This window comes from Nostoc sp. DedSLP03 (genome assembly GCF_034530815.1).
Classification (GTDB): Bacteria; Cyanobacteriota; Cyanobacteriia; order Cyanobacteriales; family Nostocaceae; genus Nostoc.
On sequence record NZ_JAVRCK010000080.1, the window covers coordinates 1 to 15127 of the forward strand.

The 15127-nt window shown below is 40.0% G+C and carries 10 protein-coding genes and 1 pseudogene; 7 read left to right on the forward strand and 4 right to left on the reverse strand.

Translation table 11 applies throughout. The features are described 5' to 3' along the window. The 3 genes from RM368_RS29020 to RM368_RS29030 all read right to left on the reverse strand — a co-directional run. Window positions 1-1966, reverse strand: a 1966-nt coding sequence (locus tag RM368_RS29020) for a DEAD/DEAH box helicase (protein WP_322697268.1), incomplete at its 3' end; no start/stop codon positions are given. 269 nt (window positions 1967-2235) lie between these two features. Further along, window positions 2236-3261, reverse strand: coding sequence for a diguanylate cyclase (locus RM368_RS29025; protein WP_322697269.1), 1026 nt, complete (start codon window positions 3259-3261; stop codon window positions 2236-2238). Between the two features lie 907 nt (window positions 3262-4168). Then, the gene (locus tag RM368_RS29030) at window positions 4169-4390 is read right to left on the reverse strand and encodes a copper chaperone (protein WP_322697270.1); all 222 of its coding nucleotides are present in this window, start codon (window positions 4388-4390) and stop codon (window positions 4169-4171) included. A gap of 279 nt (window positions 4391-4669) precedes the next feature. On the opposite strand from RM368_RS29030, the gene alaS reads away from it, so the two are divergent. The 7 genes from alaS (at window position 4670) to RM368_RS29065 (ending at window position 13221) form a co-directional block, all read left to right on the forward strand. After that, window positions 4670-7312 carry an alanine--tRNA ligase gene (gene alaS, locus RM368_RS29035; protein ID WP_322697271.1) on the forward strand — a complete coding sequence of 881 codons (2643 nt, stop codon included), beginning with the start codon at window positions 4670-4672 and terminating at the stop codon, window positions 7310-7312. 210 nt (window positions 7313-7522) lie between these two features. Then, window positions 7523-8758: a tryptophan synthase subunit beta gene (trpB, locus tag RM368_RS29040; protein ID WP_322697272.1), complete on the forward strand. Its 1236-nt coding sequence runs from the start codon at window positions 7523-7525 to the stop codon at window positions 8756-8758. 31 nt (window positions 8759-8789) lie between these two features. Further along, window positions 8790-9947 carry a class I SAM-dependent methyltransferase gene (locus RM368_RS29045; protein WP_322697273.1) on the forward strand — a complete coding sequence of 386 codons (1158 nt, stop codon included), beginning with the start codon at window positions 8790-8792 and terminating at the stop codon, window positions 9945-9947. 135 nt (window positions 9948-10082) lie between these two features. Beyond that, window positions 10083-10364: a hypothetical protein gene (locus RM368_RS29050; RefSeq protein ID WP_322697274.1), complete on the forward strand. Its 282-nt coding sequence runs from the start codon at window positions 10083-10085 to the stop codon at window positions 10362-10364. A gap of 434 nt (window positions 10365-10798) precedes the next feature. Continuing rightward, a complete protein-coding gene (locus RM368_RS29055; protein ID WP_322697275.1) occupies window positions 10799-11329 on the forward strand; it encodes a CAP domain-containing protein in 531 nt (176 codons plus the stop codon). Window positions 11330-11953: 624 nt separating this feature from the next. Beyond that, window positions 11954-12502, forward strand: a complete 549-nt coding sequence (locus RM368_RS29060; protein ID WP_322672488.1) for a CAP domain-containing protein — start codon at window positions 11954-11956, stop codon at window positions 12500-12502. Window positions 12503-12591: 89 nt separating this feature from the next. Further along, a complete protein-coding gene (locus RM368_RS29065; RefSeq protein ID WP_322697276.1) occupies window positions 12592-13221 on the forward strand; it encodes a ribonuclease H-like domain-containing protein in 630 nt (209 codons plus the stop codon). 567 nt (window positions 13222-13788) lie between these two features. Here RM368_RS29065 and RM368_RS29070 read toward each other — a convergent pair. Continuing rightward, window positions 13789-14235, reverse strand: a pseudogene (locus tag RM368_RS29070) (rhodanese-like domain-containing protein); the annotation flags it as partial. Window positions 14236-15127 lie beyond the last annotated feature (892 nt).

The window sequence follows — 15127 nt, forward strand, 5'->3', positions numbered from 1 at the left end:
TTTTTCTTTTAGTCCTTTTATTTAGAATACCCGGAAAGTGACAGAAGAGGGGTAACTGGTTGTAGCTGAATATAACTTGCCAAAAAGACTGTTCATCATTCCAAATTGAGTTGATATAGTCAGACTCTGCTCTACGACCTAACGAATTATCGTAGATATGTCTTGCTACGATAGATAAATCACATTTTCTTCTCTCGCTAAAAGCTAGAAATGCTGGTGGAATTTGCTTTTGAGCATAGAAACGCAAAATATTTTTTACATCTTCATCTCTGTAACCTAGCAAAGTTTGATAGTCAGGAAAATAAATTTGCTTTGCAGTTTGCCAAAGCTTTCCAAGTTCTGCTTCGCTCAATATTTCCCTATCTTGTAAATCAATACTTTGGAATATAAGCTTCAAATCGTTAACAAAATTATCGTATGCTTCTTCTGTATCGTCATACAACAATACATCATAAGGTCTAGGATTAGGCTCATATCCTTCGGATGGTTCGAGAATGGAAAAATGATAAATTCCAATAGGAATCCTTTTCAAAAAGTCTAGTTTTTCTAAACTACTAGTATCAATTGAGTTATCCATGATACGAGCGAATTCTTCGATCATCTCAATAGATATCAGTCGAGCAGTTCTATTACTTGATGGAATTCCTTTTACAATAAATTCTGCATCTTCTTCAAAATGAAGTTTTTCTGGGTTCACCCAGTTAATTTTGTTTTCCCAGTCATCAATAAAACTGACCACATAAGCTTTTTCTGTACCGCCTGCTTTTTGCCCACGCAAAGCCCGACCAATCATTTGTGTCATTAGTATTGTAGAGGCGGTCGGTCGTGTGAGAAAAACAGTTTTTAGGTTAGGTAAATCTGTTCCCTCAGTCAACATTTCTACATTTATCAATACCTCAAGCTCTCGATTTCTGAATTTTTTGATTTTTTCTGAGTTTTCCTCGGCAGAAACTGTAGCACCTGTAGTTAAATCTTTAACTGAAGATACAACAAAATCAGAATTGACTTTTTTCGCCTTAAACAGTGCGTTCAAAGTGATTGCGTATTCTACATCAACTGCAAATACTAGAAGAGGTTTGTATTCAGCCTTATTGTTAATATAATGATCAACAATTTGATTGTTACGCGTACTAGATTGAGCAATTTTCTCAGCAATGTCCTTTGGCAGTCTGTCAAAATCTTCGATATTTTTTATTTGCCTTGCATTCAATTCATTCAATTTTTGCTTGATTTCTATGTTCGTTTTGAGATTTTCAAAAATCGGTTCAGCAAGGATTCCCTTGGCGATTAAATTTCTCAGGTGTTCTGAGAAGATAATATCATTTGGAAAAACTAACTTTAGTAAACTCTTCTCACTCTCATCTGTTCTGAAAGGGGTAGCCGTTAGTCCCAGCATTTTAAAGCCGTTATTATGACCTCGTTTTTTTAGATTATCCTTGACAGCATTAATTAATTTACGATACGTCTTAGCTGTTGCATGATGCGCTTCATCTACAACCAAAAGAACTTCATTTAAGTGACCAACCCAGTTTTTCAATAAATGATCAAGCCCACTGTTTAGACTATCTTTACTGGCAATGATGATGTTATCAGTCTTTTCAATATTTACAGGTCGATCGTGTTTAGGATGACCGGAGATAATGCGGTATTTAAATCCTGATACATTGCTCAATAATGATGAATAAGCACTAAGTTGAAGTGTCTCAAGTGCTTGGTCGAGTAATTCATGGCGATGAGCAATCCACAGAACCTTTTTGTTTTTGTTAATAAAATTACGTAGTAGCCAGTGAATTGCCGTTAAAGTTTTTCCGCCACCCGTAGGTAGAACTAGTAAACCTTCAAAGGCATTTTTATTAGTTTCATTCAGTGCTTTGATTGCTTCGTTCTGGTGGGAGTATAGCTCTTTGGGAGCCTCACCTCTTGTTACTTTGATTAGACCTGCGTATGTAACTTGAACAGTTGTCATAATATCTAAAATCCTAGAAAGACAGTGCTTTAGGTGAAAGGCTGGAACTATGGCTAAATCAACGGATTACAGCAATCCATTACCCTAATTGCCAGTATTCCCAAACCGATATGCTGTCTAACTAGTTACTAGAATATTGATTTAGAAATGAATGTATGAATAAATACTTTTATTCAGGCGATCGCACCTTTGAAAGTAAGATTAGTACCCAAATAAATTGTTAATTTGAGCCGTTCATGACTCAATGTCTGATTAGACGTTCCTCACTTTCACGAAGAAACAACTTTCAAATGTGAGCCATGATGAGATAGGTAGCTGGAGTTAATCACCCGATTACGCCCAGAGGTTTTAGCCTGTAACAGACATTGATCGGCACGATGCAGCAGACTCTCTCCTTTTTCATCATCCTCAGCTTGCAGAGAGGCTGTACCCAAACTAATGGTGACATTAATTGTCAGTTTATTGTTGAGTGCAAATGGTTCGTCGCTGACTACGCGATTGAGACGACGGGCTACTAATAGTGCTTCGTCATCGGTAGTGTTCGCTAGAAGAATTACAAATTCTTCGCCACCATAGCGGAATGCTGTATCTTGACAGCGCAGATTGTGGCGCAAACGCTGACATAATATTTGCAAGATGCGATCGCCTATTAAATGCCCATGAGTATCGTTAACTTTTTTGAAATGATCTACATCCAGAATAATCAAGCTCAAGGAAGTTTTTTGAGTCTTGGCTCTTTGAATTTGCCTTGGTAAGTCCCATTCTAAAGCCCGACGATTATTTAATTCTGTCAAGGAATCGGCTAAGGCGATCGCAGATAACATATCATTTGTGCGAATCAAATCTCGGTATTTTTGTGCTTTCCGCAAACCAACTGTCAATTGAGCAAGTATTAGTCCATGATTAGCAGTCAACTCTGCCAAGCTATAGTCTGTTTTTTCTTCAATAAGATGCCAAATATATGCATCGGCTCCTTGCTTTAGCGCCGCAGCACTCATTTCCAATTCCCTATGCCAACCTTTATTTCGATCGGTAAGCTGCTGGGAACGATCCTCGAAAAGAATACAATATATCCATGATAGTTTTGTTTGATCTTTCAACCAACCGCAGAGTTCCATACTATTATCCAGGCTAGCCTGCACCAGGATTATATCGGGAGGTGTTGTTTTAATCCGTGACACTGCTCGATCCAAATTGTCTATAACTTCTACACTAAAAGCAGTCGCATAACGGATCTGATCTGGAAGTGTGGCGATAAAATTATTTTTTCCAAAGATCAGAATAGAAATATTCATTGCTTTATTTTTTATCCTATTTAAATTTTAAATAAATTTACTTGGGTAACTACTGCTTTTATCGTCTAATACTAAATATTATGTTCTAGGCTCAAGTAGATTTTTTTCATCTTGTTTTTTGAGCATCTATTAGATAGTGAACTTTCAAACTTAATCTCATTTTAAGATTTTATGTTTACTACTACCGTTTCGGAAATATTGATTTCTAATAACTAATGTCTTCTTTACGGTTTATTTTTAAAACAGTAAAAATACTGAATATTATTTAAATGCATAAAAACTGTTTTTGTTATTTTTTAAGTACTATTCACATGATGAAACTACCGAAATAAATAGTTTTCAATAACCATTGCGTTAGGTAAATAAATTTATTCCTAAGTAGAAAAATTAAGAAAATATAAAAATTTTTAACTGAGTTATCAAATCTGAAATTTTATTATGTAATTTAAAATATTATTTCTCATAAAATAAAATTTTCTAGCCTTTTTATTTATAAGCTAGGCTTAGATTGCATATTAAAAAAATGTTTAAAACATATATAATATACACAGCAAAACTACCTCCTGTTATGTACAGTAGCTTTTTGGGGCTTACCTCTCATCTCAATAAAGACAGAAGTTGTCGGGTAAAAATTTATAATTTAAGTAAAATTTAACCCAAAACAAACAATGCATAAGCAGGAGAAATAAAATATTTCTGCCAAAGTCTTATCTAGATTTGCCTATTTACTAATTCACGTCTTTTTTATTTGCTGTAACAGCATAAGTTTAGAAAACAAAGCTAAATAAAAAGTTATGTCAAAACCTGCCACTAATTTGGGGAAGTTATTTCTATTCCGCCTTTATACAGGCATAAAATATAAAAAAATTTTGTTAGGTCGCTTGAGATATTAAAGTCTAAACTTCTTCTATGAAAAGCTGAAATCCGATCGATAACCTTCTCCAGCGTAACCAGCAACAACAATTACTTGTTTGATTGACTCCTCAGAAGCTTCGGACTCCACCGTGACAGTTTTTGCGTTAATCTCAACATTCACTTCGATCTCAGGTTCCATAACGTAGATAGACTCAGTAATTATTTCGGCACATCTTTCAAAAGCAATATCTGATACTTTCAGTTTTAGTGCCATTTGCTACCTCAGTATGGGAATTTTAAACTATTTCTTAATGATTAATTTTAAGCATCGAAATCCGATGTTTACAACGGGCTACGCCTATGCACATCCTGCCAAAGTTAGATAGTAGTCTAAAAGCATCATAGTAACTGCATATATCTCACCCAATGGCAGAATTAGCTGGCAGTAATATGAAACAAAATGCAAGAATATATAAAGCTATTTATGAAAATACACCTACCTAGTGCCGCTACGCCTAAGTCGAAAGTCTAAAGTCTAAAGTTAAAAACACCTATGTCTTCAAATCCCCAGTACCTAAGCGGTAACGAAATTCGCAACATATTTCTCGACTTCTTTGCTCAACGGGAACACCAAATTCTCCCAAGTGCCTCCCTCGTGCCAGAAGATCCAACCGTGCTGCTGACGATCGCGGGGATGCTACCATTTAAGCCAATATTCTTAGGGCAGCGCACACCAGAATTTAAGCGGGCTACGACTTCGCAAAAGTGTATCCGCACCAACGACATTGAGAATGTCGGACGCACCAAACGGCATCACACCTTTTTTGAGATGCTGGGTAATTTCAGCTTTGGTGATTATTTTAAAGAACAAGCGATCGCTTGGGGTTGGGAAATCTCCACGCAAGTCTTTGGCTTTTCCCCCCAAAATCTTGTCGTCAGCGTTTTTGAAGATGATGATGAAGCCTTTGCAATTTGGCGCGATCGAATCGGTGTGCCGGTAGCGAGAATTAAACGTTTGGGCGAAGACGATAATTTTTGGGTGTCTGGCCCGACTGGCCCTTGTGGCCCTTGTTCCGAAATTTATTATGACTTCCACCCAGAACGCGGTGATGAAAATATAGATTTAGAAGACGATTCCCGGTTCATCGAGTTTTACAACCTCGTGTTTATGCAATATAACCGGGATGCGTCAGGCAATTTAACACCACTGCAAAACAAGAACATCGACACCGGAATGGGTTTGGATAGAATGGCGCAAATTCTCCAAAAAGTGCCCAATAACTACGAAACTGACCTGATTTTCCCAATTATCCAAACAGCAGGGAAAATTGCTGGCATTGATTATCACAGCAGTGATGAAAAAACCAAAACTTCCCTAAAAGTCATTGGCGATCACGTTCGCGCTGTTATCCACATGATTGCTGATGAAATTCGCGCTTCCAATGTGGGAAGGGGTTATGTGCTGCGGCGGTTAATTCGGCGGGTGGTGCGTCATGGGCGGTTAATTGGGATTTCTGGAGAATTTACTACTCAAGTTGCCGAAACTGCGATCGCTCTTTCCGAATCAGCTTACCCCAATGTGCGCCAACGAGAAGCCGCAATTAAGGCTGAGTTGCAAAGGGAAGAGTCTAATTTCCTCAGAACTCTGGATAGAGGCGAAAAACTGCTAGAAGAAATCATCCAAGAGGTGAAACAGCGAGGGGAAACTCAAATTAGCGGTGAAAGTGCTTTTACTCTTTATGATACCCACGGTTTCCCCTTTGAACTTACTCAAGAAATTGCTGAGGAAAACAACTTGACAGTTGATGTTGATGGATTCCAGAAAGCAATGGAAATCCAACAACAAGGAGGTAGAGGCGCACATGAAACCATCGATTTAACTGTGCAAGGTTCTCTCGACAAATTAGCAGAACACATCCACGCCACCGAATTTATCGGATATACCCAACCTGCGGCGACTGCGAAAGTCGAAGCGATTTTGGTAGAAGGTGTTTCTCAAGAAGAAGCAGAAGCCGGGACACAGGTACAAATAGTCCTTGACAAAACGCCATTTTATGCTGAATCTGGGGGGCAAATCGGCGATCGCGGTTATATCTCCGGTGATGGTATTGTTGTTCGGGTAGAAGACGTGAAAAAAGAATCTGATTTCTTTGTTCACTTCGGACGCATCGAACGCGGTACACTGCGCGTAGGCGATCGCGTCAGCGCTCAAATCGATCCAGCTTGTCGCCGTCGCGCCCAAGCTAACCATACCGCAACGCACCTATTGCAAGCGGCATTGAAAAAAATTGTTGATGAAGGCATATCTCAAGCAGGTTCCCTAGTTTCCTTTGACAGATTGCGCTTTGACTTCAACTGTCCCCGCGCGTTGACAGCAGAGGAAGTTCAACAAGTTGAAGAACAGGTGAACAGTTGGATTGCTGAGGCTCATGCTGCGAAAGTGGAAGTATTACCAATAGCCGAGGCGAAAGCTAGGGGTGCTGTTGCCATGTTCGGAGAAAAATACGGTGAGGAAGTGCGCGTGATTGACTTTCCTAGCGTATCAATGGAACTATGCGGTGGAACTCACGTAAGTAATACTGCTGAAATTGGCGTTTTCAAGATTATCTCGGAAGCTGGCGTAGCTTCTGGGGTGCGGCGGATTGAAGCCGTTTCGGGGCCAGCAATCCTAGATTATTTGAATCTGCGGGATAAAGTAGTTAAAGATTTGAGCGATCGCTTTAAAGTTAAACCCGAAGAATTACCAGACAGAATCACAAGTCTGCAAAGCGAACTGAGAAATAGCCAGAAGGAATTAGAAACCTTAAAGGTACAGCTAGCGATCGCAAAATCAGACAGCTTGCTACAAACAGCCCAAACCGTAGGCGATTCTAAAATTATTGTCGCCCAATTAGAAGATGTCGATCCAGAATCATTGAAAACCGCAGCCGAACGCTTGTTGCAAAAAATCGGTAACGGTGCAGTGGTGCTGGGTTCTGTTCCAGAAGAGGGAAAAGTGAGTATAGTTGCAGCTTTTAGTTCAGAAGTGAACAAAAAAGGTTTGCAAGCTGGTAAATTTGTGGGTGCGATCGCTAAAATTTGCGGTGGCGGCGGCGGTGGAAGACCAAACCTAGCCCAAGCTGGCGGACGCGATGCAAGTAAATTACCAGATGCATTGGCACAAGCGGAAAGTGATTTAAAGTCCGCATTAGGTTAACCAAATCGAAGGAGAACTCTTAATAGGGGAAGAATTTGAAGCTTTGCATATTTACGCGATGATTTCGCAATTTCCAAAATTCCCCCTGCCCCTCTGCCTCCCCTGCCTCCCCTGCCTCCCCTGCCTCCCCTGCCCCCTACTTCTCCCCATTCTCCAGATATGCTTCAGACTTTTCTATAATTAAGTGATTCCCGTCATCAAAAACAGCCTGTGACTACCACTCCCCTATCTCCAAGTTCAACTGCTCAGGTTCCAGATACGTTAGGCCGCTTCGGACAGTTTGGCGGTAAGTATGTACCTGAAACCCTCATGCCTGCCCTAGCTGAACTAGAAACAGCTTATCAGCAATACCGCAATGACCCTGGTTTTCAAGCAGAACTACAGCAGTTGTTACGAGACTATGTAGGACGTGCGACACCATTGTATTTTGCTGAACGCCTGACTGCTCATTATGCTAGACCCGATCGCACCGGGCCACAAATTTACTTGAAACGTGAAGATTTAAATCATACTGGCGCTCACAAAATTAATAATGCTGTTGGTCAAGTATTGTTGGCTAAACGCATGGGTAAGCAACGGATTATTGCCGAAACGGGTGCTGGACAACATGGAGTGGCTACAGCTACAGTTTGCGCTCGTTTTGGGCTGGAATGCATAATTTACATGGGCGTTCATGACATGGAACGCCAAGCTTTAAATGTGTTTAGAATGCGGCTGATGGGGGCAGAAGTGCGTCCGGTGGAGGCGGGAACCGGAACTTTGAAGGATGCTACTTCTGAAGCAATCCGCGATTGGGTGACAAATGTAGAAACGACTCATTACATCCTGGGTTCGGTAGCAGGGCCTCATCCTTACCCGATGATGGTACGTGATTTCCATGCAATAATCGGCGAAGAAACTCGCGCCCAAGCAATCGAAAAGTGGGGTGGATTACCTGATATTCTCTTGGCTTGTGTGGGTGGTGGTTCCAACGCGATGGGACTATTTTATGAGTTTATTAATGAGTCTTCTGTACGCTTAATTGGGGTTGAGGCAGCCGGAGAAGGTGTCAATACCGAAAAACACGCAGCAACCTTGACAAAAGGACGAGTTGGTGTATTGCACGGAGCAATGAGCTACCTACTGCAAGATGAAGATGGGCAAATCATTGAGGCACACTCAATTAGTGCGGGGTTAGATTATCCTGGTGTCGGTCCAGAACATAGTTATTTGAAAGATATTGGTCGCGCTGAATATTATAGTGTGACGGATGCCGAGGCTTTGGAGGCATTCCAGCGATTAGCGAAATTGGAAGGGATTATCCCGGCATTAGAAACAGCCCATGCGATCGCTTATCTCGAAACTCTCTGTCCTCAACTAACCGGCAGTCCTCGAATTGTAATTAATTGCTCTGGACGTGGTGACAAGGATGTACAAACGGTAGCCAAATTATTATATCCAGCGTAAATATAGCTCAAATTTTTGGGAGGAAGCAATCATGAATCGACAATTCCAACACCCAATGTTACCGCAACCCACTCACGACGAGTTGGCACGCCAAAACTTTGTGCAAACTATGAAAATGCACATTTTCAAGAATGTCACTCCTGGTAATAAAGAAATTTATGAAAAACTAGCCAAGCCGAAGTTTGAACAAGAACATCAGCGCCCTCCCGAAAATCGTTATGAAATTCGGGAAGTAATGCAGCACGAACCCTACTATCGCTGGACTAGTGCCCTGAAGCGCATCAACCAGGAAATGTTATGGGATGCTGTAAATGCCAACGTTGACAGACAACTGCCTGAGTTGATTGAGCGTGCCAAAGATAAGGGTGGTGAACTGGGTACTTTAACCCTCGATCCAAATTTTCAAATACCTGCTTATCAAAAGGCTGTAGACATTCACTGTATGCCCGGAGGATATCACGGTGACTTCACTGCTGATGATGTCGCAGCCGGTGCAACCTACGATCGCGGCGCTTACGTTTATGGACTAGGTTGGTTGGGGCCGCTCAACGATGATATGGGGCTATCTATAGTCCAAAACTACGTTTTAGCAGAGTTTTCCAACTTTCGACCGAAAAAAATCCTTGATATGGGATGTTCTATTGGCAATAGCACATTACCTTATGTGGATGGTTTCCCAGATGCAGAAGTCCATGCTATAGATATAGGCGCATCTATACTGCGTTATGCTCATGCAAGAGCCGAAGCCTTGGGAAAACGGGTACACTTCTCTCAGCAAAATGCCGAACATACTAACTTCCCTGATGAATCATTTGATTTAGTGGTTTCTCACATTTTGCTGCATGAAATCCCTCCGTCAGCTGTGCGTAAAGTTATGCAAGAGTCTTATCGTCTACTGGCTCCTGGTGGCATGATGATTCATCTAGAAGCACCCCTTTATCGTCACATGGATGTTTATACACAGTTTATTTATGATTGGGAAACCGCTAACAACAACGAACCTTTCTGGAGTGCTGTACGCGATTTAGATTTGGTGCCGCTAGTTACTGAGGCTGGTTTTGCAGCAGATAAGACATTCGAGAAATTTGTCCCGAATGGGGCCTGGAAAGCAAAAGAAACTAATGGTATGTTTCAAAATCGTAACTCAGCCACCCAAGGCACTTGGTTTGTGGTTGCTGCAACTAAGTAAGCAGAGAAAATTTTGTAATTCGTAACAGGCTATGGCCTGCTACGAAGACAATAATTTGTAATTGGGAAAGTCAGATTTTTTCTGGCTTTCCTCATTTTGTATGTCTAGTCTTATTTTTGGAGAATTGGTATTAGGATGACAAAAATAGCCAAAGGTAAACGACCTGTTTACTTAGAAAATCCCCAAACTGATAAATTGTTAGCGATCGTCATGGCCTTGACTGGTGAGGTGTCCGTGCTGCATGAGCGGCTAGACACCATCGAACGGTTGCTAGAGGTGAAAGGTATTTTATCGACTAGTGAAATTGAAGCTTACGAGCCGGATGTCAAAGTAACCAAGGAACGGGAACAGTGGCGTGCAGAATATATTGCACGGGTGTTGCGTGTGATACAGGAAGAGTTAGAACCCCTTAAATAAGTCTAGTTAAAATCACGTAGAAAAATGGCTGAATAAATCCAGCCATTTTTTATCAGACATTCCGCATCTTCAACTACTACAATCGGTTTTTACTGATTTTTTAACATAAAAAAGCTATATAATATACTTAAATACAGTAAAATAGCTGAATTTATGAAGATAAATATGCATAATCTAAAACTCATGAATTCAAATAAATCTAGTAATTACACTAGATGACAGTCTAAATGCGAAATCTTAAATAAACATAATTATACTAATGCTAGAAGACAAATATTGATTAAATAGTATCAATTTTGCGTTATATCGTGCATTTTAACGCTTGATATTAGTTTTTAAGTAAAAAAGCCCACAATTAGAGCAATTTAGACCTATAAGCAATTTGTCACATTGATATTAGTCGGTTACATTGTCTAAAACTTTACAGCCAACAAATGATCAAACAAATAGTTTACAACGTTGTTTTAGGCACTCTTGCTCTCAGTAGTGGAGCGATCGCTACTTCTGTAACAAATCCAACTTGTACGCCTGTGTCTCCAAACGTATCGAATAATACTAATCAAATTGCAGCATCTAGTACGGACACTGCTGCTCTAGAACAGTCGATTTTTAACCAAATCAATAACTACAGAGTTTCCCAAGGGCTACCAGCGCTAACTCGTAATTCTGCTATGGATAATCCAGTTAGGCTTCACAGTAAGAACATGGCTAATGGTAGTGTTCCCTTTGGACATAATGGATTTTCAGAACGTCTTAATGCAACCGGTGTTTCTTACAGATCGGCTGCTGAAAATGTCGCTTACAACCAGGGATATGGCGATCCTGCCACAATGGCTGTTCAAGGCTGGCTCAAAAGTCCAGGGCATCTTGCCAATATCAGAGGTAATTACAATCTGACGGGGATTGGTGTTGCTAAAAACAGTCAAGGCGCAATCTACTTCACACAAATATTCATTCGCTCATAAGTTTGACGCGATGTGCAACTTAATATTCTGACCTAACTTCCATTCCTCTCTCCTGCAAAGAGCTATCCATTACCCGGATCTTTTTCAAAATTTGCGAGAGTATTCACTTACGTTTTTTATAACCCTGATTCGTTCGTCATTATTTCTCAATAAAAACCTACTTTTAGCGAGAAGAAGAGCTAACTTGTCAAGTATGCCACACACCGAGCGTGTCAAGATTGTAAAGAAAGATGTGACTAATGGATAGCCTGCAAAAAGAGAGAGGCTTTGAATTCTATCTATTCCTTATTGTTAGGCAAGGAGATTAGGTTTGAGTAAAAATTGCACATAGTGTTAGATTTAGTAAAGTTTAGGTTTTTTCGTAAATTCCCCAGACTTTAACCTGTTAGTAAAGCTTTTGCTAGATAATTCATGAAAATCTGAAATTATTAGCAAAATTAACCATGATTTTCATGAAGCTGACCTATTGAAGTACTGACAATTGGAAATTATTGTTTGTGTTACTTGTAAAGGATGTAGCCAAATTGCCGAAATTCATCATTACTTAACAGTATTGTGGTATATATCCTTGGAACAATAGGGTAGAGTAGAAGTCTTATATCTCTACACATTACGCAATTCTCCATGTTCCGACAAACTGCTTTTGGCATCGCTTTAAGTGCGCTTGTCCTTGCTAGTGGATTAACGACTGCTCCGATACCAAATCATACTTCTACGAATACATCCACCCGTAATAAGCTGTTGTCGCTTTTTTCTAGTCAGGTTGCAATATCGACTCCTACTTTTAAAACTACTGAGCTAGAAAAATCAGTATTTGACCAAATTAATCGATATCGGGCTTCTAAAGGGCTGCCAAAGTTGACTTTAAATGCAAATTTAACTCGACAGGCAAGAATTCATAGTCAAAATATGGCTAAAGGTAAAACCCCATTTAGCCATCAGGGATTTGAAGGGCGAGTTAAAGCTATCCCGATTCGCTACAACAGTGCAGCAGAAAATGTTGCTTTTAACCGGGGATATAGCAACCCCGTAGAGGAAGCTGTTACTGGCTGGATCAAAAGTCCCGGACACCTAAAGAACCTTAAAGGAAATTACAATCTGACTGGAATTGGCGTTGCTACTAATAATCAAGGCGAAGTCTACCTAACACAGATGTTTTTTCGCACTAGGTAGATTTAATTTCTGATTTTTTTGCACAATAATAATGTAGTGTCTGACAAGACTTTTTTCTGCTGGACACTGCTATTATTTTTGAACAATTGATGACATTACCAGATTTTCAGGTGAGCGATCGCGACCTCAGTGACGCAGCCCTTAGCCAGTATTTAGAATCTACAGCGATCGCAGTTGATACAGAAACGATGGGATTGCTGCCGTTGCGCGATCGCTTGTGTCTCGTCCAGCTGTGCAATCTTGAAGGGAAAGTAACTGCAATCCGCATAGCCAAAGGGCAAGCTGACGCCCCCAACTTAAAAAAACTCTTGGAAGCAGCCAATGTCGTGAAAGTGTTTCACTTTGCTAGATTTGACTTGGCCACTTTGCGAGCCAATCTAGGTATTCAGGTACGGCCGATTTTTTGCACCAAAATTGCCAGTAAATTAGCCCGTACTTACACAAATCGCCACGGACTCAAAGACGTGGTACAAGAGTTAGAACAAGTGGAACTAGATAAAAGCTCTCAAAGTTCTGATTGGGGTAACGCCGTTAGCTTATCTGAAGCTCAACTAAGTTATGCTGCCAACGATGTACGCTATTTACTTAGTGTGCAGCAGAAGTTAATACAAATGCTGAAACGAGAGGATCGTTGGCAAATTGCTCAAGAATGTTTTGAGTTTCTACCAACTATAGTTTCCTTAGATTTATTGCAATTCAAGGATCTATTTGAACACTAATCGAATAGGGAATAGTGACAAGAAATTTTTATTGTTCGTCAATTTCCACTAGTTATATATTAAGTTGAAATTGATAGATAAGCAGGTTCGTAGTAAGTACTAAAGTCGTTCTTTCCCAGGCACTAAAGTGCTTACTACAAACCCTCATGCTAAATTACAGCAGATTTCAAGGAAAGTGAAATACACAAAGGTTCGTCTCAAAACCAGGTATATATAAAGAAAGCCTCTTTTGCTTTTGGATTCTGACGCCTCGGCGAAGCGTCTTTGGCTTTGCTCCCAAATTCTGAATTCTGCTGTATTTTTTGCCTAAGAGCCAGCATTAGAATCATTAGTGTCTCTAGAAGTAGATTCACTAACGCCTTCCTTGAGGTTACTTGCTTGCTCTTGAGCACCTTCTTTGAGGTTACTTGCTTGTTCTTGAATGCCTTCCTTAAGGTTACTTGCTTGCTCTTGAGCGCCTTCCTTGAGGTTACTTGCTTGCTCTTGAATACCTTCTTTAAGGTTACTTGCTCCTTCTTTGAGGTTACTTGCTCCCTGTTTAATGGAATCCGTGACGCTAGTACCGCCCTTTTGCAGATTTTCTTCGTGGTTTTTTAGCCGATCTACAACATTGTAGTCATCTGCACCTGCGGGAGTTTTTGATTCAACAATACCTTCTGTTGGGCCGCCGATCGCCTTCCATGCGCCAAGACCACCTTTGAGTTGGGAGACATGCTCAAATCCATTAGAACGCAGTTGTTGTGCGGCTTGGGCAGTGTCTTGTTCGTTATCACCGTAAAGGTAAATGTCACGGCTCTTATCTAAAGAAGCTACTGCACGTTCTACCAATTCATCTGCTGGCATTGGCATTGCCCCCATGATGTGACCTTCGTTGAAGGTTGCGCGATCGCGCACATCCAGGATTGTAAAAGCTGGTTCGCCCCATTCCAGACGACTTTTTAGGGTATGAGCATCAGTTTGTGCTTCTATTGGTGGTTGTGGAGGAATGATGCCGCCGACTAAGTTATTGACCATAATTTTTCCTTGCTGACGATGTTAATAGTAATTTAGCGAACTGAAGATATTCAATTGATCTTTCTCTGGTATGAATATTTTCAAACTCTCTCCTCAGATAGACGAGTATTTTCCCGAAAATCAACCAATTAATCAATTGTAAATAATGCCCTTTGAGAGTATAAAGAGACAAGATTTTCTTTAAATCTAATCCAATATATTTAAAGTTTATATTTTTTTGATATTTTAGTTATTTAGATATTTGAGATTTTACTTAATTCCTCATTAATCGATAAAACATTATGTTTAAATGAAAATATTTAACAATAAAATAGTAATTAATACCTTTTTAATAACAGCGACCACTAATAATAATCTCTCTTCATTTCCTGCCAAAATTGTAGAGTTATATACAGCAAATTAGAAGTTTGTGAGGTACATAAGTTAAATCTGTTAAGTAGGTAGACATAATTAAATATAAAATAAAGTTCTAGTTTGTAGTGAGCGATTTCTCGCTCAGAGCAAGGATTATCAGCACTAAAGTCCTAACTACAAACTTTAAATTTATTTATGCTTAGATACTTACCCAAATACAAAAGGTGTTTTACTTCTTAATTCTGCTGTCAGCAGTACTATTAAAACAAGCTTCTAGCAAGTTATTGACATCATAATATTGCTAGAGAAATTCTTGTTGCTATTGCTTTTGTCTGTTAAAGCTGGTTTTGACGCCCTATATACCTTCTGGCGATGCTTTCAGTCTTTTTGTCATAGCTCAGGCTGAAACTTGTAGTATAGTATATGCTTAAGAGGGCAGCTATATGTAAATGCACCAGGGTAGATTTTCGTAGACCTTCTTCAAGAGAACATACCTGTTGGTTATAGTACAGTCGAGTAAGTAGGAGTTGAGAATCTA